Source organism: Paenibacillus amylolyticus (assembly GCF_051136285.1).
GTDB classification, from domain to species: domain Bacteria; phylum Bacillota; class Bacilli; order Paenibacillales; family Paenibacillaceae; genus Paenibacillus; species Paenibacillus amylolyticus_F.
This window is the reverse complement of the sequence record NZ_CP194938.1, coordinates 895,466-917,981: the sequence shown is the minus strand read 5'-3', so window position 1 is coordinate 917,981 and position 22,516 is coordinate 895,466. Positions and strand designations below refer to the sequence as shown.

19 protein-coding genes are annotated in these 22,516 nt (G+C 45.4%); 17 read left to right on the top strand and 2 right to left on the bottom strand.

Annotation, left to right across the window (positions count from 1 at the left end; translation table 11 throughout):
• The first annotated feature begins 230 nt into the window (after positions 1-230).
• From ACR8BL_RS04025 to ACR8BL_RS03985, 9 genes are all read left to right on the top strand, one after another.
• The gene (locus tag ACR8BL_RS04025) at positions 231-1,505 is read left to right on the top strand and encodes an ROK family transcriptional regulator (RefSeq protein ID WP_434751426.1); all 1,275 of its coding nucleotides are present in this window, start codon (positions 231-233) and stop codon (positions 1,503-1,505) included.
• A gap of 79 nt (positions 1,506-1,584) precedes the next feature.
• Complete coding sequence (locus ACR8BL_RS04020) at positions 1,585-2,586, top strand: ROK family protein (RefSeq protein WP_434751425.1); 1,002 nt, start codon at positions 1,585-1,587, stop codon at positions 2,584-2,586.
• A 76-nt stretch (positions 2,587-2,662) separates the two neighbouring features.
• On the top strand, positions 2,663-3,871 hold the full coding sequence (locus ACR8BL_RS04015; protein WP_434758324.1) for an MFS transporter: 1,209 nt from the start codon (positions 2,663-2,665) through the stop codon (positions 3,869-3,871).
• Positions 3,872-3,893: 22 nt separating this feature from the next.
• Positions 3,894-6,134, top strand: coding sequence for a helix-turn-helix domain-containing protein (locus ACR8BL_RS04010; RefSeq protein ID WP_434756561.1), 2,241 nt, complete (start codon positions 3,894-3,896; stop codon positions 6,132-6,134).
• Positions 6,135-6,539: 405 nt separating this feature from the next.
• Positions 6,540-8,144 (top strand): extracellular solute-binding protein, encoded by a 1,605-nt coding sequence (locus tag ACR8BL_RS04005; RefSeq protein WP_434751422.1) that lies wholly within the window; start codon positions 6,540-6,542, stop codon positions 8,142-8,144.
• Positions 8,145-8,256: 112 nt separating this feature from the next.
• Positions 8,257-9,159 (top strand): ABC transporter permease, encoded by a 903-nt coding sequence (locus tag ACR8BL_RS04000; protein WP_434751421.1) that lies wholly within the window; start codon positions 8,257-8,259, stop codon positions 9,157-9,159.
• 62 nt (positions 9,160-9,221) lie between these two features.
• The gene (locus ACR8BL_RS03995) at positions 9,222-10,094 is read left to right on the top strand and encodes a carbohydrate ABC transporter permease (protein WP_434751420.1); all 873 of its coding nucleotides are present in this window, start codon (positions 9,222-9,224) and stop codon (positions 10,092-10,094) included.
• A gap of 21 nt (positions 10,095-10,115) precedes the next feature.
• Positions 10,116-11,810 carry a hypothetical protein gene (locus ACR8BL_RS03990; RefSeq protein ID WP_434751419.1) on the top strand — a complete coding sequence of 565 codons (1,695 nt, stop codon included), beginning with the start codon at positions 10,116-10,118 and terminating at the stop codon, positions 11,808-11,810.
• A 99-nt stretch (positions 11,811-11,909) separates the two neighbouring features.
• The gene (locus ACR8BL_RS03985) at positions 11,910-12,887 is read left to right on the top strand and encodes a sugar phosphate isomerase/epimerase family protein (protein WP_434751418.1); all 978 of its coding nucleotides are present in this window, start codon (positions 11,910-11,912) and stop codon (positions 12,885-12,887) included.
• A gap of 497 nt (positions 12,888-13,384) precedes the next feature.
• Here the strand turns inward: ACR8BL_RS03985 and ACR8BL_RS03980 are convergent, their stop codons facing one another.
• Positions 13,385-13,975, bottom strand: a complete 591-nt coding sequence (locus ACR8BL_RS03980) for an AAA family ATPase (protein ID WP_434751417.1) — start codon at positions 13,973-13,975, stop codon at positions 13,385-13,387.
• Positions 13,976-14,192: 217 nt separating this feature from the next.
• Between ACR8BL_RS03980 and ACR8BL_RS03975 the strand changes: the two genes are divergently transcribed.
• From ACR8BL_RS03975 to yidC, 4 genes are all read left to right on the top strand, one after another.
• On the top strand, positions 14,193-14,528 hold the full coding sequence (locus ACR8BL_RS03975; protein ID WP_434751416.1) for a PadR family transcriptional regulator: 336 nt from the start codon (positions 14,193-14,195) through the stop codon (positions 14,526-14,528).
• Positions 14,528-15,622, top strand: coding sequence for a permease prefix domain 1-containing protein (locus ACR8BL_RS03970; protein WP_434751415.1), 1,095 nt, complete (start codon positions 14,528-14,530; stop codon positions 15,620-15,622). The genes ACR8BL_RS03975 and ACR8BL_RS03970 overlap by 1 nt, the downstream gene beginning before the upstream one ends.
• Positions 15,623-15,814: 192 nt before the next feature.
• Positions 15,815-16,165 (top strand): hypothetical protein, encoded by a 351-nt coding sequence (locus ACR8BL_RS03965; RefSeq protein ID WP_434751414.1) that lies wholly within the window; start codon positions 15,815-15,817, stop codon positions 16,163-16,165.
• Positions 16,102-17,034 carry a membrane protein insertase YidC gene (gene yidC, locus ACR8BL_RS03960; protein ID WP_434751413.1) on the top strand — a complete coding sequence of 311 codons (933 nt, stop codon included), beginning with the start codon at positions 16,102-16,104 and terminating at the stop codon, positions 17,032-17,034. Before ACR8BL_RS03965 ends, yidC begins: the two co-directional genes overlap by 64 nt.
• A 156-nt stretch (positions 17,035-17,190) precedes the next feature.
• Here yidC and ACR8BL_RS03955 read toward each other — a convergent pair whose 3' ends face one another.
• Positions 17,191-18,345 (bottom strand): helix-turn-helix transcriptional regulator, encoded by a 1,155-nt coding sequence (locus ACR8BL_RS03955; RefSeq protein WP_434751412.1) that lies wholly within the window; start codon positions 18,343-18,345, stop codon positions 17,191-17,193.
• A gap of 132 nt (positions 18,346-18,477) precedes the next feature.
• Here ACR8BL_RS03955 and ACR8BL_RS03950 point away from each other — a divergent pair, with 132 nt between their 5' ends.
• The 4 genes from ACR8BL_RS03950 (at position 18,478) to ACR8BL_RS03935 (ending at position 22,075) form a co-directional block, all read left to right on the top strand.
• Positions 18,478-19,245 (top strand): class I SAM-dependent methyltransferase, encoded by a 768-nt coding sequence (locus ACR8BL_RS03950; protein ID WP_434758323.1) that lies wholly within the window; start codon positions 18,478-18,480, stop codon positions 19,243-19,245.
• Complete coding sequence (locus ACR8BL_RS03945; protein WP_434751410.1) at positions 19,229-20,332, top strand: saccharopine dehydrogenase family protein; 1,104 nt, start codon at positions 19,229-19,231, stop codon at positions 20,330-20,332. Before ACR8BL_RS03950 ends, ACR8BL_RS03945 begins: the two co-directional genes overlap by 17 nt.
• A gap of 81 nt (positions 20,333-20,413) precedes the next feature.
• Entirely contained in the window at positions 20,414-20,710 is a 297-nt protein-coding gene (locus ACR8BL_RS03940; protein ID WP_434751409.1) for a hypothetical protein, read from the top strand.
• A gap of 72 nt (positions 20,711-20,782) precedes the next feature.
• Positions 20,783-22,075, top strand: coding sequence for an amidohydrolase (locus tag ACR8BL_RS03935; protein ID WP_434751408.1), 1,293 nt, complete (start codon positions 20,783-20,785; stop codon positions 22,073-22,075).
• The last annotated feature ends 441 nt before the right edge of the window (positions 22,076-22,516 follow it).

The following is a 22,516-nucleotide window of genomic DNA, read 5'->3' as shown; positions in this document are numbered from 1 at the left end:
AGCGGAGAAGTTTTCTGTTTCGTCCTTTTGGCCGTTGTTAGGTGATATCAAATCTGATAAACAATTGAAGTCATTGTTGACTATTGTCTACCCTGCAAATCAGGATTGTGCGGATGTCATTTGGATGACAACTATTAGCGGAAAATATGCTGTACACCGCGCTATATTGGATGCTATATTGAATTTAATTCGTTAAGAAACCTAACTAACTATAAAATGGAGGTGATAAAATGACTGGCACACCGCAATATATCCGGAACCTGAATGAAAACCTGATTATGGATGCCCTGATTAACCAAGGCTCCATGTCCAGAGCAGATATCAGCCGTCACACAGGACTTAGCAAACCAACAGTGTCATCAGCAGTGGAGCATCTGATCGAGCGTAATCTGGTGAAGGAGACAGGCAGGGCTGATAATGCTCAAGGGCGCAAAGCTACACTAATCCAATTTAATGAAACGGCGTATTATGTCTGCGGTGTTGATATTGGAGCTACACAAATTCGGATTGCCTTATCTGATTTGAGTGGGCAGATCATTGCCTATGCTACCTATCCCCCAATGGATCAAGGCATGAAAGGAATGCCAGAGCGGGAACCCGTGCAATCCTATGGAGATACAGAAACCGAGAGTGGGATTGAGACATCAGACTCGTCTGAAATGCCTGTACTACATAAGCTGTACAGTTATGTCGATCAGTTGCTTCAGAAAAACCGACTTCAGTGGAAAGATATTCGTTGTATCGGATTTGGGATTCCCGGTGTTGTCTTGCCCGGATCAGGAAAGATTAGCCGGATTGTAGACCCGCTTGCGGGCATGGAGCAGCAATTCTCTCGCGATGCCTTAGCCAATGCTTTTCCATGTGATGTCCTTCTGGATAATGATGTGAATCTCGCTGCGCTCGGTGAATACAGAAGGGGTGCTGCGATGGAGTCGCCGTTGTTCGTATTTTTCTCGATTGGGGCGGGAACGGGTGCAGGCATCATGGTACATGGGCATTTGCTTCATGGTCTGGGCGGATTAACCGGTGAAGTAGCTGAGATGCTCATGGAAGATGGCCAACGTCTGGAGGATGTGTTGTCGGCTGAGGGGCTGATGCAACTGACGAAGAGACATCATCAGAAGAATGGTGAAGTATCAGGCTTGCATACTAGAACTCTTGATTCTCATACTGCTAATCACTCGCCTAAGACGATCTTTGAGGCAGCACGTAGTGGAGAGGTTTGGGCTATCGATATCATGAAAGAGTACAGTAAGATGATCGCTTCGGCACTTCGGCAGATTAGTACGTTGCTGGCCCCGGAATTAATTGTACTGGGAGGAGGCATAGGTGGGAACGGTGATGTATTGTTACCTTTACTCAGGAAAGCTGCTGCCGAGCAATTCCCGGTGCAGCCACAGCTGACATGTTCGGATCTCGGAGAGCAAGCCGTCGTTACAGGGGCTGTGCAAGTGGCACTGCAACAGACGTTGTTGAACCTCCAACAAGAGGCACTTGAAGAATAGAATCCATAGAAGACAAAATGATTCAGAAGCTTTTTGATAATAAATTATACAGGAATATACCTGCCAAGGAGGAAGTGGAATGACAGAAAGAATGGAAGAGAATGCTTCATGGGTTGCCGGTGTAGACATTGGAGGCACCAAAACGCTGATGATATTATCCACCCGGAAGGATGAGGGGGAAGTTCACGAGCGCAGATTGCCAACGCAAGCAGCTGATCAACCGGAACTGTTTTTCCAGTGGCTGTTTGCCGAATTAAAAACGTTCTGTGAGGAAGTTGGTTGTCCATGGGATCAGCTGGCTGGTGTGGGATTGGGATTCCCAGGCGTCGTGCTGCAAGATGAAGGTGTACTTCGTAACGCTCCTGCGTTTCAGTGGCCTGAAGAAGACATCCGGCCTATAATCTCCAAGTTTTACAACGGAAAGATCGTTTTGGATAACGATGTGAACATGGCAGCGATGGGAGAAGTGGATCAGGGTGCGGCCAAAGGGCATCGTCATAGTGTGATGGTAACTGTGGGCACAGGTATTGGGGCTGCCCTCGTCCTGAATGGAGAGTTATACAGTGGACAGCACGGGGCTGCTGGCGAGATAGGACATTTTATCACAGGTGACGAGGGACTGACTTCCGAATATGTAGCTGATGGCGATGCATTCGGGATATTTGAACAAATTACGTCTGGCACGGGAATTACGGAGCGGGCGAGGCATTATTTTACAGCTGGTAAAGGAAGTGAACTATCCCTGATCTGGAGTCTGGCCGGGGGCGAAGTACAGCAGATTGAAGCAAGGCATGTGTTCAAGGCAGCAGAATCAGGCGATGTAGCTGCACTTGAAATTCTGGAACTGCCTATGCGTTATATGGCAAGAGGACTCGCTAATATTACAGCGTTATTAAATCCCTCCATTATTGTGCTCGGCGGAGGAGTCGCTGCATCCAATCCAACGTATTATCTGAATGAAGTTCAGGCTCGGCTGAAACGTTATGTTGTGCTTCCGATCCAAGTGGTCATTGCAGAGCTTGGCAATAAAGCCGGGGCAATCGGAGCGCTTGCTTCCATTAGACGTTACCTTCTTAAGTAGCGGCCAGTAACAGGAGTAGACCATACACCGAGACTACAGAAATAAAAGGATGGAGATCCGGATGAGAGATAGACATATGACGGCTAATACAAAAAAAACAAAAGCCGAATTGAATGAAGAAAAAGCTGTATTAATTAAATTGCAGGGTTTATATCTGTTTATGGGACTTGCTGGTGGAATATTTAATCCTTACATCAATCCGATTTTGGTTGCACAGGGCTTTTCGAGTAAAGAGACCGGATTTATAATGGCTTTCGGAACATTAATATCCATCATTCTCCAGCCCATCTGGGGGATTATGGTGGATAAATTCAAGAAGACACGCCTTGTACTTGTGATTAGCCTGCTTGTTCCGGCGGCTTTAGCGTACTTTTATAATATTCAGATATACATTATATTAATTTTGATTTATACTTTATGCACTATATTTCAAGTGACACAGATACCTGTAGCTGATTCCTATGCGGTAACGGCAGCAAGAGCGGCGAATACCTCTTACGGTATGATTCGACTGTTCGGAAGCCTGGGGACAGGGCTTGGCGGATTCGCTGCAGGGATGTATCTCTCCCAGTTTTCCATTCATATGTTATGGCTCCCCTTTCTATTTTTTAACATCTTGAGCGCGATACTGGCGGGCACACTCCCCAAGCAGACGAGCATCTCCTCGTCCTCGGTAACCTTCTCCGTAGGTTTGGCAAGATTGCTTCGAAATCGTACATTCCTTCTCTTTCTCACCGGTTGTTTTCTGGTGAATCAGACGCTGACGGCGTTTAACTCCTTTTTTGTTATTTCATTTCAGATGGCTGGCGGATCGGTTGCGTTAACGGGCACAGCTCTTTTGATCGCATCCATCACCAATGTTCCATCCATGCTGGCAGCCGCATATGTACTTCGGAAGTGGGGGCATGAGCGCACCATGCTGCTGGCGGCAGGGGCTTATATGCTACGCTGGGGAATTCAGTGGTTATGGCCCAGTCCGGAAGTGATGATTGGTGTTCAAGTGTTGCACGGATTATCCTTTGGATTCTTTTATATCGCGGCCGTGGAATATGTAGCTTCCGTTACTGGACGTGAGATGCAGGCTACTGGCCAAAGCTTGTTCAACATGGTGTTTGCTGGACTTGGCGGTATTGTGGGTAACATGCTCAACGGTTATTTACTGGATACAGGCGGACCGTCGATGATGTATCTGGCTTGTACAATCAGCGCCGCGATGGGTGCAGTTATTCTGTATATCGTCAGCAGGAAGGCCAAAGAGCAGAGAAGGGCTTACCCGCTAGATTAGTAATGGAAGGAACGTGAGGCCTATGAAGGTGAATCTGAAGCGGAATTGGCACAGCAAGTTAATCTATTCGTATTTCCCCCTATTTCTGCTTACGATTTCCATTCTGATCTTTCTCTCCTTCCTGATTGTTAACGAACTATCACGAAATGAAACCAGAAAAGCGGATTTGATCTCTACACGTTACATTGTGAACACACTGGAGCGTTCTCTAGGCGACATTGAGATGAGACTGCTGGATGATATCGTCTCGAGCAAAATGTACAGCCGATTTCTGGAAGAGGGAGAGGGACAGTTATCCAGTCAGTTTATCTATGATGCAGCGAGCGGTCTGGGCCGGATGATTGATCAACAGGGTATGGTGCAGTCGATTTATCTATATCGGATGTCGGATTCAAGCATCATTACCCCTAGAGGTATGGTGAGTTTGAATGATTTTGAAGATCGAGCTTACATCGAACAGGCTTTAAAAAATAAACTGAATCTGGGCTGGAATCAGCCCAGATCTTATAAAGAACGTTCATTTGATATGCCTACACAAGTTATAAGCATGAATAAGTTGCTGCCACTGCCATGGGGTGGGGAAGGGCTGCTTGTTATTACGGTTCGGTTGTACGCCTTGGAGAGCCAGATTGATACCATGACGGATAAGAATCTCTCATTTTTGCAGGTGAAGGACAACAAGGATCAGCTCGTCTACTCGGCTCATCAGATTGCCCCTACGGAGGGGAATATTTTGAATCGGGTACAGTCTGAGAAGCTGGGGCTTTCCTTTGAAAGCGGGATTCAGACAGGGCATTTGTATTCATGGGTATCACTGGTGTCCTATGTATGGATTGGGATTGGTATTTTAACAATCGTTGGGGCAGTTGCGTGCCTCATCTACATTACTCGGAGAAATGTGAAGCCTATGCAACTGATGATGAATCGTATTCAAGCCTTGCAGCCCCACGTGCATGAAGAGGATGCTGCACCGTCTGTCAAAGACGAACTTGCATTGATAGACCGGGCACTGGAGCATCTCATTGCTCAGACAGTCGATTATGAGAAGCAGCATCATGAGAACCTGCTGATTCATCGCAGGCAGCTGCTCGTGGACTTGATGGAAGGCGAACGCATGGATTCATTCCGTCAGCGCCTTCGTCACCTGCAGCCGCTCGAAGAAAGGTTCCTTGAACCGCAGTGTGCAGCTGTACTCGTGGCGGAGATGAATGGGACAGACCTGTCGGGCCATCAAAATATTATGAAAATGGCGCTGATGAATGTGTTTAAGGAACTGGTACAGAAGGAGAGCAAGTTTGGCGCGTGGGCCGAATGGTTTGGTAAACGTCGTCTGATCGTTGTGGTGGTCTCGAATGAAAAAGAGGGCCTGACCCGTGAGTTGCTAACGGAGTTAGCTAAACAGCTTCACATGTGGATTGCCGAGCATTTCCGCATCCGTTTTACCTTTGGAATCGGACAAACCGTTAGCGGGTGGGAAGAGATTACTCGATCATATACCAGTGCAGACGCGGGTCTTCAGCACCGACTCACACTTGGCCAGGATGCAATCGTGCTCAGTGAACAACTAACCGATCAGACGGAACTGTATTCCTATAAATATTTGCAGATGCTTGCGGACATTATTCGAGAATTCAGATTGACCGGGGATGCATGGCGAACACAGCTTGACCAGATGTTTATTTCGTTCAACGAAGACCAGATGAATGACAAAGATATTCGAATGCTTGTACAATCGCTGATCCAGATGTTAGCACGTGAGTTTGGAGAGCTGTCCGAACGTTTACAACACCAATTTGACGAGCTGGTTTTGGCACGGGTTCGCTTGCAGATTCAGGAAGCTGATACACTCGAAGGTATTCGGGAGGTTTTGCTCGAATGGCTGAAAGAGGTCTATCGCAATTATGTAGCGGTGAATGAAACGAAAAGCCACCGCGCCATGATTAACGAACTGCGCGTTTATATTGAGGAGCATTTCGGTGATCCGGATCTGTCGTTAAAACATCTGAGTGACCGCTTCCAGATCTCTGGAAAATATGCGAGTTATCTGTTCAAGGAAGAGTTTGATATGAAGTTTGTTGACTTTCTGGTGAAACTGAGGGTGGAACAGGCGTGTAAATTGCTTGCCTCATCGGATACGGCCATTCAGAATATCGCCCAGCAAGTAGGTTATGCCAATGCCATTTCTTTTGGTAGAGTGTTTAAGCGTGTTATGGGTGAGACTCCTGGGGATTATCGCAAACGATATGGCAAGCAAGTAGAATAAACTGAAATGGTGAACGTCTTTATAGCTTGTTTATCAATCGACCGCTGATCAGGCGGTCTTTTTTTATTTTCACCAATAGAATGGATCTGGAAAATGGATTAGTTTCGTCGTTTTTTTTGTCGATTTAGAGAGAATTACCACCTGAAAAGAGTGTGAATAGAATGATATTGTGTTAGATTATATAACATTAAAGATATGAAAATGGTTTATTGTCAGGAAAAAGGTTTATAAGTTAGTTTTTTTGACACTTAATTGATGTTTTAATCCTTTTGAAAATAGTTTATTGTCTGTTTTCAGAAAACAATGTAATAATTAGTGACATTCACAGGTGCAGCACAGGGATAACCATAACGGAGTGGCAATCATGTGAATCATTCAGGGTGTAAGCGAAAGGGGAAAGGTCAAATGAGATTATTTCAAAGACGCAAGGCAGGAAAGGCAAGTTCAATTCTCGCAGTGGTAACAGCTTTCACTCTATTATTATCAGCGTGTTCATCCGGGAGTGAATCGGCACCTTCATCATCCGGGGAAGCAGGAGCAGGGAACAGGACAACTTTAAAAGTAGAAATTTTTGACCGGGGAAATACACCGGCAGGTTACACCATCTCGGATAGTTATCTGACTCGCTTCATTCAAAAGGAGTTTGGTGATCCGAACAACATTGATGTTCAATTTGTCCCGGTTCCACGCTCGGAAGAAGTCCAGAAGCTTAACGTTCTTATGGCGAGTGGTTCAGAAGTGCCTGACATTGTGTTTACCTATGATTCGGGTACATTTAATCGTTATGCTTCACAAGGCGGCTTGACAGAATTGACCGATCTGCTGAACAAAGAAGGAACCAATCTGAAAACATTTCTGGGTGATGACACGCTGGCATACGGTCAGTATGACGGGCAACAATTCGCAGTTCCGGGTAAACGTCTGGTGTTAGGGAAGTATGCTTCTTATGTTCGGCAGGACTGGCTGGATTTACTTGGATTGCCTACGCCTCAAACGGCGGAGGAATTGCACACAACCCTGAAAGCATTTAAGGAAAAGGACCCAGGCAAAGTAGGAACAGCACTTATTCCAATGGGAATGTCGATTGCTTCTGCACAGTATGAGCCATTGCTCTGGTCGTTCATTCAGCCATTGACGGAAGAACAAAAATACACGCTGACTCAACAGCTGGGTTCAAATGATTATCCAACGTTGTTGCCAGGCTTCAAAGACGCACTGAAATATATGAACACCTTATATAACGAGGGATTGATGAGTGCAGACTTCGGACTAGATAAAGACAAGAAAAAACTGTGGGAAGATGTATCCAACGGAAAAGTGGGTTTTTATAGCGAAGATGCGGGAGAAATTTACATCTCGGGTACGTATAAGAACTTGCAAACCAATAAATCTGATGCGGTAATGACACCGATTGATGCATTCAAAAACTCGGAAGGTAAGTTTGCAAAGCCAGCATACGCACCCAATGCGATGTATGTCATGATTCCAAAAACAAGTCAAAATGCAGAAGCTGCGATGAAATACCTGGACTGGATGGCTTCCGGCAACAATTTGTTTGACCTCCAATTCGGCGTGAAAGACGAGAACTATGAGTTCGTGGACGATGTACCACAGATTAAAGAAGACGCTTCTCCTGAAATTGCTGGCCGGATCTACAACTCTGGTGACATTGCCATCATTGTAAACGGAAAATATGTTGGTGATGAAAAGAAAAACGAGGAGGCTTATGTCGTTCAGGTTGATTCCAAATATCGGGATGATATGCGCAAATCGGTAGCTATATCCAATACGGATATGATTCAACCCGTGCGTTTCTCCAAACCCATTGAAGCAGAATCTCGTTATGGTAACGGCTTAAAAGACAAGTTCTCGGAGTTTATTGTAAAAGCAACGATCTCCAAACCGGCTGATTTTGAAGCCGTATATAACAGCATGATGAGTGATTATATGGAAAGTGGAGGCCAAGCCATTCTTGATGAGCGTACAGAGGCTTACAAAGCGATGAAGTAATCATCGCAAAGCACAGGTTGGCTGAGCCGGGCAACATAGAACAGGGCACTCATGGGGGGCGATACAACATTCGCCTTCCTTGAGGAATCCTGAATGACTTGGGGGGTATTTTATGAAGACAGGCACTTATTTTCGTAGAAACTGGCAAATGTACGCATTACTTGTCTTGCCTATGTTATACTTCATCATTTTCAAATATGGTCCAATGTATGGCGTACAGATCGCGTTCAAGGATTTTAACTTCTTCCAAGGGATCGGTGGCAGTGAGTGGATTGGATGGGGTGGGTTTAAGGAAGTGTTTCAAAATCAGGGGTTCTACACCGCCCTGCGTAATACAATTGTTCTTAACTTGCTCGACTTGCTTGTCTCCTTTCCAGCACCACTGATTCTCGCTATCCTGCTATTTGAATTACGAGTCGCCTGGTTCAAAAAGATAGCACAAACATTGCTTTACATCCCGCACTTTATTTCCTGGGTCATCATTGGCGGTATCGTATTGCAGGTTTTTGGCACACAATCTGGCTTCATTAACAACATGTTAATGAGCATGGGGCTTGATCCGCTTCCATTCCTATCGAATAAAAACTATTGGATCTTTACGTATCTCGCTGTAGGTGTGTGGCAGAGTGCAGGATGGGGAACGATTTTGTATCTTGCATCCCTTACAGGAATTAACCGTGAGTTATATGAAGCAGCTGAAGTGGATGGAGCCAGCCGTTTGCGCAGAATCTGGCATATCTCACTACCTGGTATCAAAACAACGATTGTTACCTTGCTGATCATCAATGTCGGCAACATGATCTCCATTAGCTTCGACCGTCCGTTCATTATTGGAAATATGGCTGTACGCGAATACTCGGATGTGCTCAGTACATTTGTATATCGTTTGGGTCTGCAATCCGGTCAGGTCACACTGGCAACAGCAGTAGGACTGTTCCAGGCGGTTGTTGGTCTGATTTTCATTCTGGGGGCAAACTATGCATCTAAAAAATTGACAGATGAGAGCATTATGTAACGTGACGGATGGAATGCTGTATCAACCTGGGGTTCATCTACGATCTGTAAGGAGTGAATGAGATGTCGGAAAACAACGCGAATCGAATATTTAATACAGTAAATGTCATTCTGATTGTCATTGCGATGGTGTTATGCCTTGCACCATTTATTCATATTATTGCGATCTCTCTTAGCTCGAACCGAGCAATTGGTTCGGGAGAGGTATCCTTTTTCCCGAAAGAGTTGTCCTGGGAGGCCTATGGCAAAGTGTTTGGTGATGGTTCGATGATTCGATCCCTGATCTATACGATCTGGCTGACCGTTCTGAGTACGGTGCTTAGTATGCTTATGACGATTGCGGCGGCGTATCCTCTTGCCAAAAGCAGTCTGAGAGGGCGCAAGTGGTTCATGCTGGTTATTGTCGTTACGATGTTTTTCAGTGGCGGCATTATTCCCGAGTATATATTGATCAAAAATCTGCACCTGCTTGACAGCACATGGGGATTGATCCTACCTGGACTGATCAGCCCGTTTTATATGATCATTCTGATTACCTTTTTCCGAGGAATTCCGGAGAGTCTGGAGGAAGCCGCCGATATTGATGGGAGTACACAGATTGGAACGTTAATTCGCATCATTTTACCACTGTCTCTCCCGGTTATGGCGACGCTCAGCCTGTTCTATGCCGTAGGCCGCTGGAATGGATTCCAGGATGCGTTAATGTATATAACCAAACCGGAATTATATCCGTTACAATTGAAGTTATATCAGATGATACAGCAAAATCAGATCACCGAACTGATGCAAAATGAAGGCATTGGCGCAGTACAGGTTTTGCCGGAAAGTCTGAAAGCAGCTAGTGTTATATTCTCGACGTTGCCGATCCTGCTTGTATATCCGTGGTTGCAGCGCTTCTTCATCAGCGGTGTTATGGTAGGTGCTGTTAAAGGTTAACGTCTCAGGAGGTCATAGGACATGACACAACCAATGGTAAACATGATGTCAAACCAACAGCAACATTTGGTCAGGCAATCTATGGTGATGATGGATCGTTTTTATGACGATGAAGTCGCACTGCTTCGCAGCTTTGAAGATGATTCATCGCAGTACGGCACACGGGGGAGTGCACATTATGCGCTGGGCTTGCTGATTCGTCAGGAGTCCGGCGATGTGGAAAAGGCTATTCGTGTGCTCCATAAGGTGCTCGACTATCAATATGATGCGCCGGAAGAAATCTATCACGGAACCTTCGCAACCCAGATGAATGACGAGCATCCACCTATGGGGCATTATGCATGGAAATCATTTGCGCCAGGCACAGCTTATTTCCTGGAACGCACCTTTGAGAAGGTGTCTGCGCAGTTTATTCATAATCTGCAGCAAGAGAATGATTTGTTAAAGGAAGGCGCGGACAGCAAACGATTGAGAGAACTGTTTGATGCGTCAGTGAACGCCGTGTTGCCTCCGGTATGGATCAGCTATGATCCAAATTGGCGGGAATTTATCGCATGTGTATGTGCGATAGCCACATCCGAGTTTGCGGAACTTCTGCCATATGAGCTGATACGGCGGATGGATGAAGCGATGGAACGCGCTGTTCAGGGTTCTGTGGAACGCAGATTGTCGGACGTGATTCCGATGAACACCAACATTGAGTTGATGCATATATTTATCACCCATTATTATGGACATCGGTTCCAGCGGACAGACTGGATTCAGCATGCAGATGAACAGGCTGAAGGTCTGTTGCAGGAATTTGACCAGTATGGTGGAACGTTTGCCGAGTTCAATACTACGACTTATTATGGGGTGGATCTCGCCGTACTTGGTATGTTCAGAAAGTATGCCGTAACTGAACGTATGACTGAAATTGCACATCGGATTGAATATGGATTATGGAACAATATTGCGCTGTTTTATAATGCGAATCTTGAAAATCTGTCAGGCCCGTTTGCACGAGCGTATGATATGGAGATGCGTGAGCACAGCTCGATCGGCGTGTTTCTCTATCTTCTACTAGGAGAAGGGTATGAGTATTTAACGGGGATGAATTGTGAATCGGGTCATGATCCAATGATTGCGCTATTGGGTATTGATGTGCCTGCTCAGGCTGTGCCTTATTTCCAAGTGCATCAAGGGGATCGGCTCGTGCGAAAACAGTTCATGGAGCTGTGTGAACGTAATGATCCGAAAGCGAATCGTAATTTGTGTACAGCTTCGGCCTGGATTGGTGAGAAACGTATGATGGGAGCCATGTCCGGTAGCCGCAATACGAATGGCCAGATGCATCCAGTGACGATTCATTGGCAGACAGAGATGGGAGAGCGCTATTACTTGCGTCTCATCCGGCGTGAACTAGGTGGAAACTGGAATAGCCATCTGCGAGGCATTACATTTGAAGCGGAGGTAACCCCGGAATCATTGAATGTGGATGTGCAGCTGGATACTTCGGAAGAGATCGAGGTGTATTTTGAAATCAAAGGGCCGAACCTTCGTTCTCAGGATTTACAGCCAGAGCAGTGGAAGCTTCCGGGGCTAACCTGTACCGTACAGGCGGAGGCACCAGAACCGACGGTGTTGATGTATACCGATTATGCTGAAATAATCTATCGCTATGTCCCTGGAGTGACAGAAAACCGGATGAGGTTTGAACTCGGAATTAATGAATAGATAAATGAGTGAGATTGTTACCAAAAGGCTAGGTGAAAGCTATGATTGGGCATTTTAGATGGCTATGACAGGGTAACAGAACGGAAGGAGGCATACAGAGTGAAGTATATAGACAAGAAAGAATACTCATTCTCGACATGCTGGAATATCAAGCGGCATAAGACGGGACAGGGTATGATCGAAGAGATTCTGTCGCTTGGTTTCAGACAAGTGGAGTTGAACTATAATGTGACAGATGAGTTATTACAGACGATTGAACCGATGATTGAACGTGGGCAAGTTGGTGTATCGAGTGTGCATAACACATTTCCGCATGTAGCCGATCCGGATTATGGAACGGATTCGGTGCTGCTTGGATTCGAGGATGAACCGCGGCGCAAACGGGCCATTGAACTGCTACTGCGTTCTGCCGAATATGCTCATCGCTATGGTGCGAAGGCGGTTGTTGTACATCCAGGCGAAGTACCGTTCGAGTATAACATCGATGAAGCTTTGAAAAAAAACTATCACGACGAAGGCAGAGATTCTCCGGCCTATCAATCGTTGTGGCAGGAGATGCTGGAGAAACGGGAAGCTGGCAGTGAACATTATCTGAGACGTATCCAGGAAAGCCTGGAAGAGGTATGTAATCTGTCAGAGCAACGTGGGTATGGTGTGAACTTCGGAATTGAGACCCGTTCTCGCTGTTACCAGATGCCTACACTACAGGAAGCCGGAAACATTATCGGTCAGATGAAGGGTGCTCCGCTTGGATTATGGTACGATATCGGCCATGGAATGATGATGGATCGGATGGGGCTTTACGATAACGTGCGTGAAGCGAACGCACTGATCGAGCATATCGTTGGTGTTCATATCCATGAGACGGTAGGGTTGTCCGATCATTGGTGTCCTTATATTCATAGTAAAGATATGACTTTTTTTGATTCGTTTCTGGATATAATTGATCGCTCTCCAGTGAAAGTGTATGAACTGAAAGCGGCCTGCACACCTGAGGAGATTGACGAGAGTCATAAAATTATTACGGCTCGTATCGCTGAACGTCGGGAGAAAAAGAAGCAGCCGAATGAAGTGTGATGCAGCAGTGAATATGAGGAAGAGTGGAATGAGAGTAAGTACGCAATGTTAACATAATCAGTAATGTACAAAAGGATCAGTTTCATTAGCCTACACGGTCTAGGTGAAACTGGTCTTTTTTTATATCAGATGTATCCCTCTTCCATATCGATTGAGCGGAACGGTAATAGGAAAAAGTCAACGTATGAGATCATAATAACAAAAGCGAGTTCTCATCCTCACTCCTAAAGTTTTAATGATCACCAGGAACCTTATTTCCTCCATATAGACTGATATGATAACCTAACGATCGCCAGAGAGCTTATTTTGTTATTTCAGAAACTTTTGGGGTGTATTGAGGCCTTTTTTCGGAAAATAGCGTCACCTGAGATCGTTAGAATTTTATAATGACCAAAAGCGGTTCAAACAAGCTCTCTCAGGATCGTTAGAATTGGAGTCGATTTGTACCTGCCTCCCGGCCTTCCCGAATCTCACAATCCTTGCTCCTCAGCATTATTTCACTTATACATCCGTCGTTCCAATTCGGCAAAAGCAATAGCAGGATCATCACTGGAGTTGTCGATATATGCAACAGATTCGGTTGAAAGCGGCCAGGCCACTTGTTTTCGATCAAGAGAAGCACGGAACGTATCCCAGTTAGCTAGTTTCCATTCATCTAATGCAGATTGTCTAGCTGTGATTCGTTGACGGTACAACGCTTCGTTCTGCAAATAAACGTAAGCGACTCGAACGTCTGTGTTATCAAGGGAACGGCCAATGCGTGCGAGTTCCTGCTCAATCCAATTGGGTATCTCCGTTTCTTTGGTAAAAGGCCCAACCACGAGAGTATCTACACCAAGCTGCACGTTGTCCAGAGCGGCGTCCATCGTGATTCGATAACCCAAATCACGGCACAGCCGTTTGTATTCCGGTGAATCCCGATCTGATGGATCAAGCCCTTGTAACGTCATGATTGCCTCAGCTGCTGGACGAAGCAGGATATCCATATCCAGAAAGGCTGCTTTATATTTACGCGAGAGCGCCTTGGCAAGCGTAGTTTTGCCACTTCCGGCTCCGCCGAGAAAGAAAATAAGTTTACTTTTGCTCATGCGAGAATGTCTCCTTTAATTCTTGATATCGGTCTGTCTAAATCTGTGAAGATGGAAAAAATCTATTCATAATTCAAGGCTAGATAGAGGTATTTTAACATAAATAGATTAATTGGGTGCTGGACATATAAGGAATAATAAGGTAATACGACACCTAGATTAACTATGCATAGAATTCCGATGTATTAAGCAATGTACTTAGGAGGGAGAGTTTTGTTTGCAGATCAATAAGCAAATGATCAAAGGAAGTACAGAAACTTTAATTTTAACTTTACTTCATGGACAACCCATGTATGGCTATGAGTTGATTAAGGAACTGCATCGTCAATCGGAGGGAGTGTTTGGTCTCAAAGAAGGCACATTGTATCCTATTCTACATGCCATGGAAATCGAAGGATGGGTTGAGGCTTATTGGGCAGAGGTGGAGGGTAGAAAACGGAAATATTATTCCATTCGAGAACAAGGCATACAGGCATTACAGGAAAAAAAAGCAGAATGGTCCTTATTCCGCGGTGCTGTAGATCGTGTACTTGGTGAAGGAGGTTTAACCTGATGAATCTGAAGGATGCAAAAGAGCAGGGGAAGCAGAAAGAAAAAAAGGATCAGATTCAGATGTATCTGGATCAAATCTGTGGTCAGGTTAAGGCGAGTGAAGTACATAATGATCTTCGTGAAGAACTCGGGAATCATCTCGAAGAGATGATCTATGACAAGGAGCAGGAAGGGTTTACATCGGAGGAAGCTGCCACATATGCTATTGAACAAATGGGTGATCCGGCTGATCTAGGCAAAAGAATGCACAAAATTCATCGTCACCGGATGCACTGGGGATTATTGGCGGGAGTCGTGGGGATGGCTCTTATTGGTATGGTTTTGACCTGGATTTATACGAATAGTTTGTTAGGCTTGGGATATGAATACTCATCTATTGCATTAGTAGCTTTGCCTATGGTACTTATCTATCAAATCTCGGATTGGGTCCGATTATTGTTATTTGGATGCGTATCTTTACTACTGTTCGGATGGATTACAAGAAAGTGGTTGTATACGCTGATTACTGCCTGTTTTTGCGGAGCGGCTGCAAGTTTGTTATTACTTATAACAGATAAATATAGTCGATTCGAAAGGTTGTCTGCTGTATTTAATCTGGATCAAGACTCTAAGGGTATGGGATTTATGAATAACGCTATTATCGATATCGTCAAAACAGCAGGATGGTGGGGGAATGGTACGAGCATCCCGATAGGTTCAACTTTAAAATATCTTTATCTGAGTTATCCAGGAGTTATGCTTATAGATGTGTTCGGGTGGTCTGCCTGTGCGCTGTTTTTTGTTGGCATTGTGTGGTTTGTAAGTACATTATTTAAAATACTGCCGCGTATACAAGACAAGTTTGGTTCGTTCGTTGTACTTTCTGTAACGGTTACACTTGCACTTCAATTGAGTTATTCAGTTGCTATCATCACGGGAATGGTACCCATCATGAGTATCAAATTTCCCTTTATCGGATATGGTTCCCATGTGATACTTGAATACGCGATGATCGGATTGCTTATCGGTGTTTATCGCCGGAAGGATACGGTTTCCTTAAACCGTAACTACAATCGTACCCACACGGGGCAGAGTTTGACTTTACCAGAAAGATGATAAACTGCGTCCAAGGTTCCCCAGACAGGCAATATGAATACTGCCTATCTGGGGATACATCAAGTTCGGCTAGAATTGTCCAAATAAAGAACGGAATAGACCCGAGTTTGGATTTTGTCAGCAGTTCCTTTATGCAAACGTCATATGTAAGTGCTATAATGTAAAAATAAACGTATGAAGGGGGTGAATCTCTTGTTTGAATTACATGAGCTATTGCCGTATATATTCTCCATTGGCCTGATTTTTACGGTGAGTTATGCTTATATTGCACATCTTCATTGTGGCCTGACGGAGTACTGGATGGAAGGCGGCGCCGGGGGCGGAATTGAACCCGTATTTCCGGCGTTAGGCTTAAACAGACAGCACAGAGTGGAAAACTGGAGCCGCATGGTCAGACGAAAAGAAGCACCGGATGAAGATGAACCAGACTGTCATTCCTCGTTGAGAATGGAATCAACCAATCAACGAGGAGGATATATATGGAAAATAACGCAAACAAGAGGTTCACTCTTACATCTGGCAAGGGACGGATCTATGGCCTGATTGCGATTTTGTTCGCGGTCATGCTGCTTGCCGGATGCAGTAATAATGTATCGGAGATTAATTCATCAACACCAGGCTTCTTTAACCATTACATCGTGTTTCCACTCTCGTATCTGATTCAGCATATTGCCAGTGTATTTAATGGGAGTTACGGTGTAGCGATTATCATCATTACACTGGTCATTCGTCTCGCTTTATTACCACTGATGATGCGCCAAGCCAAGTCCCAGCAGGGGACACGTGTAATTATGAATGCGATGAAACCTGAACTGGATGCGCTCAAGAAAAAATATGAAGGTAAGAGTGATGCGGCTGACCGGCAGAAGCAATCTGAAGAGACGATGGCGTTATACAAAAAGCATAAGTTCAATCCGCTTAATATCGGCTGTCTTCCATTGCTTATCCAACTTCCGATTTTATCGGGTATTTACACAGCGATTCGGTTGACGCCTGAACTTTCGTCACATTCGTTTCTGTGGTTTAAGCTTGGAGCACCTGACTATGTACTGGCTGTAGTTGTAGCGGTCATCTATCTGATTCAGGCGAAGGTATCTCAAGCGAATATGGCTCCTGAGCAGCGTAAACAATTTGCGATTATGGGATACATCTCCCCGCTGATGATGGCGTTTTTCTCGTTATCGGCACCAGCGGCTATGCCTCTTTATTGGACCGTTGGGGGTTCGTTCCTGGTATTACAGACCCTTCTGTTCCGCAAATGCTACCCGGTAGAGCATCCGCAGGAGGCTTCAATGACGGAAGAAATAACTACGCAAAAGACGAATCATACTAAAGGCTCTAATAGCAAGAGCGCGAAGAATACAAAAAATTCAGGCGCTGCCAAACGTTCTGCTAAACCAGCCAAGTCGTAGATAAGATAAGAGATCATTGGAATTGCAAGGTATGTGAAGCCGTGATGATCTTCGTTGTGTTTTTAAATCATTAAATGATTCATAATGTTTAAATACACAAAAAAGAAGCGCGTCCATAGGGACACGCTTCTTTTTTTTGTGTGTACATAACTTAACTTATGCCCCTGGTCCTGATATCTCTGGCTCCACCGATAACTGAAAACGGGAAACGAAATGCCAGATTAACTCACGGCGGGAAGAAACTTTTGTTTTGGCAAAGATGGACTTCAGATGATCCTGAACGGTATAGGTTGAAATATGCATGGCTGCTGCAATCTCCTTGGAAGAAAAGCTGCGTAGTACATAGGCGAGTAATTCACGTTCCCTGGCAGATAAGGCATAACTCTCGGACAGGAGCGGAAGTAAATCCTGAGGCATAGCCTGCTCCAGCCAAACGGCGATTTGAAACGGTTTTCCAGCATGCTCGATCAATGCCGAGTACTCTATCTGTTCCATCACACTGGCTTGAAGCATAACATAACGGCCGTCCGTCAATTGCACACATACTTTCGACAGAGGACCTTCCGATGCAGACATTTCTGATGCTGTTTTCATTTGTATGGATTGCAGTAGATGAGAGCTTACAGCGCGAACAGGTCTTGGGAGGACAACAGCTTCAACTTGCTCCAAGCGGCGTAACTCGGATAACCAGTAACGTGCGGCTGTATTTTGCATGACGGGTTCCAGCGAAGTTTGTAAAATAACCATGCCAGGCTCCCGCGGACTTCCACCTTTAAGCTCCTCCATCAGCATCAGACGGGTTGTTCGCAGCATGAATGCAATTGAAGATGTCCAGTGCTGCATAAGCAGTCGTTCTTCTTCTGAAAATGCAGGTTTGTCTTGTTTGCGATATAACGTGAGATAACCCCAGCAAGCATTATTATTCACAAACACTGTCCGAAGCTCATCCCCAAAACCTGCAGGCAGCAGAATATTCGTATAACGCGAACTTATATCAGGTCTGGATTGAATAGCAGCATGCAAAATTGCAGCATACTGACCGGATTGGATCAAATCAGCATATTTATGTAGATCCTCTTCCATATATTCATTGAGAAATAACCGGTCATGAATGGCCTCTATGCCATCTTCGGTCACAGCGCCTGTAGAAAGAAGAGTGGCAGGATCTACGGTAGTGAAACAGTAGGCATCATATGCAATGACCGTTTGAATCTGATTTAAAACAGCCTCCCGATAGGTGCGAGAAGTCCAGCTTTCTTTTTCAAGAGAAGTAATCCGGCGTAAATTCTGTGGAGTGATCAAGCTTGCCAAGTGGATTCGCTCCTTCCTGTGTTTTGCAATATCCCATACTTATGGGATGGTGGTCTGTATGTATCCTTTTATAATGAAAGTAGACGAATACAGAGTCAAGTCTAACTTCAAATTCAGAGGAGTGCAGCAGCGATGACAGATCATATATATGGTACATGCAATGAAAAATGCAATGAAAGCACTGATTATAAACAGTCAGTTGACCGTTCTCCTATGAGCTGGGATACTGCGGACATCCATCGATATGAACAATCTATAACTCTCAAAATTCCGGGTTACGCTCATATGCATGATCTGATGGATAAGCTTCTTACAGCATCGATAGCAGATAACAACGATATTAGTGTGCTAATTACTGGGGCTGGAGGAGGAAAAGAGATCACTTTGCTGGGGAAGGCACATCCCGATTGGCAGTTGACAGGTATGGATACCTCTCAGCGTATGTTGAAGTTGGCAGAAAAAAGAGCAGAGGAAGTCGGTGTGATGAATCAGGTCAAACTTCTGCCTGTGACGATCGAACAATTGCCAGAGGGCCAAGTATATGACGGGGCGACGAGCATGTTGATGCTGCATTTTATTCAGGGACTGGAAGCAAAAAAGTCTTTTCTGATGCATCTTGCCAAAAAGCTCAAACCCGGCGCGCCTCTAATCATCGCGGCTGTCAATGCAGACCTGCATTCCCCGGCTTATCCGGTCATGATGAGGGCGTGGAAGAAACATATGTTGCAAGCGGGTGTACTTGCCGAGGAATGGGAGCGGTTTGCCACATCTCTCAGTCAAACATCCGATCCTGTATCAGCAGAAACCTTGGTGAGTTTACTCACAGAGTGTGGTTTTTCCCGGATAACACGTTATTTCGGAGCATTCTGGGTGGAGGGATATTATGCAATTAGAGACTGATATGCAACAAGGCAACATGAAAGATCAAATCTGGGTTGTTGGTGGATATGGTCAGGTTGGACAGATGATCTGCACTCAGCTCGCGTGTGTATTTCCCGGCAAAGTGTGGGCGGCAGGTACACGCCGGGAACGAGCCGAACAATTCAGCCGTGAGACAGGTGGAACAGTTAAGCCGCTGCAACTGGATATTATGAAGCCCGTAGACCCTGCTGCGTTGCAGCACGTTAAACTTGTCATCATGTGTGTAGATCAGAACGATACCCGTTTCGTTGAAAGTTGTGCCAAGGCCAGAGTGGATTATATCGATATCTCTGCCAAGGTTGATTATTTGAAACAGGTCGAACGGCTCGATTCTGTTATAAAATCTGCTGGTTCGACCGCAATTCTCAGTGTCGGATTGTCGCCCGGCATAACCAATCTGCTTGTTTGTGAAGCGGCGACTGAGCTGCATGAAGTGCTTGAGGTGAATATCACGGTAATGCTCGGTCTTGGGGAGAAACATGGCAAGGCGGCTGTGGAATGGACAGTGGATCAGATGAATACCGCTTACGAAGTCATGCAGCAAGGACAGCTAGCTAGTGTACAGAGTCTGAGCGGTGGTGAATGGATTGATTTTGGTGAGCGACTGGGACGGCGCATTGCGTATCGATTTCCTTTTTCAGACCAACAGGCTGTAGCTCGAACGCTTCGCATCCCCACTGTGTCAACCCGGCTCTGTTTAGATTCCCGTTGGATCACCAGAGTACTTTCGATGTCCAGACGAGCAGGACTATTAAAGCTGTTGCGACTCGGCTGGATTCGTGAGATGGCGGTAAAAGCATTTGCTTTGATCCCGGGTGGCAAACCGATGTTTGCTGTGAAGGTAGATGCGGCAGGGTGGAAAAACGGAGAATGGATCAGTATGCAACAACTTGTTGTTGGCGAGAAGGAAGCTGATGTAACAGCCGATGTTGCTGTCGCTGTGGCAAAAAAAGTGTACACGAAACCTCAACAGCCGGGTGTATATCATGTCGAGCAGTGTTTCTCGCTACACGATATCAGGGAAGAACTTGCCCAGCCGTTGAAGGTAGTAACAAAGATCGTATAAAACGATGTGTATGGCATTTTTGTCCGCCGGCTCCAATCTGCTATGATGGAATTATGGATCTAGTACGATTGGAGGGAAAACATGGACTGTATTGCCGTATTACCATATTACAGAGTACAGCGAGAGGTAACCGCCATTTCGCAGGAGATTGAGATGAATGCCCGTACCATGACCCTCTATCCGGATCGAATCGTGACCAAGTACAGGGAGTTTCTGATTACAGAAGTGTTCGATATGTCTTTTCGCCGAATGGGGGAGGAAGGCGGATTCTTCTATCTGCATACCAGCACGGGTGTGTATCCTTATATGGTGGAGATTGATCCCAAGCCATTTATTCAAACGTTCCACCAAGTGGCGATTGCCCGATTAAATGATTGACCTTGCCGTTGCGTCAAGCCTTACGCTGGATTTGGAGTAGATACGATCCAATCCAGAGGAGATGTGAATACGATGAGTATTTTAATTCAGCAAGCAATGATTCTAACGATGCAAGAAGGCGAAGTCCCTTTTACGGGGGATATTCGAATGGAAGGAAATCAGATTGTGCAGATCGCCAGCCATATCGTGCCTCAACCCGGGGATGATATAATGGATGGCCGAAACAAATTGGCTATGCCTGGGCTTGTAAATGCCCATCAGCATTCGCCGATGAGCTTGCTTCGAGGTTTTTCTGATGATCTGAAGCTGATGGACTGGCTGGAACGTAAGATGTTGCCTGCCGAAGCCCGAATGACACCCGAAGATATTTATTGGGGAGCCCAATTGTCTATCGCGGAGATGATTCGTTCAGGAACGACGGCTTTTGCCGATATGTATATTCATATGAATGAGATTGCGGAAGCGGTCACGGAGACAGGCATACGTGCATCGCTAACACGCGGTATGGTTTTTATGGAGGATGATGGAGGACACAGACTGCAGGAAGCGATTGATTTGGTGCAGCGCTGGTCCGGCAAAGCGAACGGACGAATCACAACGATGTACGGACCACACTCCCCCTATACTTGTCCGATGGAACCACTGCGTGAAGTGGTTGCAATGGCCGTTCAGGATGATATTCCATTGCACATCCATCTGGCGGAAACGAAGGAGGAAGTTGAGAAGATTCGTAGCGGTTATGGTATGACTCCAACCGAATATTTGGAGGAAGCTGGGATGTTTGAGCGGGCGCATGTGCTGCTGGCTCACGCTGTTCATTTAACTCCAAGAGACATTAGCAGATTGAAGGGCATGCGCGGTGGTGTAGCTCATAATCCGGTCAGTAACTTGAAACTGGGATGTGGGATTGCTCCGGTTGAGGCGATGATCGCTGAGGGGATCACAATAGGAATCGGCACGGATGGGGCAGGGAGTGCAACAACGGTGGATATGTTTGAGGAGATTAAGGCCGCATGTTGGCTGCAAAAGCTGGACTACGGCGATCCGACCCGTCTAGCCGCGCATCAGGCACTCCATATGGCATCCCGTGGAAGTGCAAAACTACTGTCGCTACAGAATGAAGTGGGGATGCTTGCACCTGGGTACAAAGCTGATCTCATTCTGATTGACCTTGCAAAACCACACCTCCAGCCCATTCATAATGTAGAGTCGCTTATGGCCTATAGCGTAAATGGAGCGGATGTGCACACCACAATCGTGGATGGACAAGTTCTGATGCGGGATCGGAAACTGCTCACGATAGATGAGGATATGTTATATCGTGAAGTGAGTACTCGCGCGAAGCGGATTGTGGAAGGAATTTAAATCGTAGGACTGTCTTGATTGAATCGATAATTTAAGGGGAAGTTTACAGAGCGGGCATCCGGTAAATGGTTGAGTCATTCATCGGAGGCCTGTTCATATAAATACATTTTACTTGCGAAAGAGGAAAGTTTCTGTAAAATGCTGTTACTTTTTTATTTCAAGTAATCCTGTATTTCACTCGAAACTTGATTAGCAGATGAAGAGTTATTTGCTGGTGCGTAATAGCGAGTGTTATTTTTAGCATGAATCAAATATAATTTTTTGAATTTTGCATCAGTCCATGGAATGATATAAAAATCATCAGATTCAGTTCGGTTTTTATTTGCGACAATTGGAAAGGAAATGTCTCCAATCCATTTTTTCTTGATCTTTGTTAGTATACTGTCTGTTCTGTTAGGTTCAAAAACATCGTACACCTGATTATTGATAAACATATTCCCT

What these genes read in the sequence shown, in the direction of transcription:
- ACR8BL_RS04025 (WP_434751426.1), top strand. Translation starts at nt 231, where the DNA reads ATGACTGGCACACCGCAATATATCCGGAACCTGAATGAAAACCTGATT.
- ACR8BL_RS03995 (WP_434751420.1), top strand. Translation starts at nt 9,222, where the DNA reads ATGTCGGAAAACAACGCGAATCGAATATTTAATACAGTAAATGTCATT.
- ACR8BL_RS04000 (WP_434751421.1), top strand. Translation starts at nt 8,257, where the DNA reads ATGAAGACAGGCACTTATTTTCGTAGAAACTGGCAAATGTACGCATTA.
- ACR8BL_RS03950 (WP_434758323.1), top strand. Translation starts at nt 18,478, where the DNA reads ATGACAGATCATATATATGGTACATGCAATGAAAAATGCAATGAAAGC.
- yidC (WP_434751413.1), top strand. Translation starts at nt 16,102, where the DNA reads ATGGAAAATAACGCAAACAAGAGGTTCACTCTTACATCTGGCAAGGGA.
- ACR8BL_RS03970 (WP_434751415.1), top strand. Translation starts at nt 14,528, where the DNA reads ATGAATCTGAAGGATGCAAAAGAGCAGGGGAAGCAGAAAGAAAAAAAG.
- ACR8BL_RS04010 (WP_434756561.1), top strand. Translation starts at nt 3,894, where the DNA reads ATGAAGGTGAATCTGAAGCGGAATTGGCACAGCAAGTTAATCTATTCG.
- ACR8BL_RS03980 (WP_434751417.1), bottom strand. Translation starts at nt 13,975, where the DNA reads ATGAGCAAAAGTAAACTTATTTTCTTTCTCGGCGGAGCCGGAAGTGGC.
- ACR8BL_RS04005 (WP_434751422.1), top strand. Translation starts at nt 6,540, where the DNA reads ATGAGATTATTTCAAAGACGCAAGGCAGGAAAGGCAAGTTCAATTCTC.
- ACR8BL_RS03990 (WP_434751419.1), top strand. Translation starts at nt 10,116, where the DNA reads ATGACACAACCAATGGTAAACATGATGTCAAACCAACAGCAACATTTG.
- ACR8BL_RS03940 (WP_434751409.1), top strand. Translation starts at nt 20,414, where the DNA reads ATGGACTGTATTGCCGTATTACCATATTACAGAGTACAGCGAGAGGTA.
- ACR8BL_RS04015 (WP_434758324.1), top strand. Translation starts at nt 2,663, where the DNA reads ATGACGGCTAATACAAAAAAAACAAAAGCCGAATTGAATGAAGAAAAA.
- ACR8BL_RS03945 (WP_434751410.1), top strand. Translation starts at nt 19,229, where the DNA reads ATGCAATTAGAGACTGATATGCAACAAGGCAACATGAAAGATCAAATC.
- ACR8BL_RS03935 (WP_434751408.1), top strand. Translation starts at nt 20,783, where the DNA reads ATGAGTATTTTAATTCAGCAAGCAATGATTCTAACGATGCAAGAAGGC.
- ACR8BL_RS04020 (WP_434751425.1), top strand. Translation starts at nt 1,585, where the DNA reads ATGACAGAAAGAATGGAAGAGAATGCTTCATGGGTTGCCGGTGTAGAC.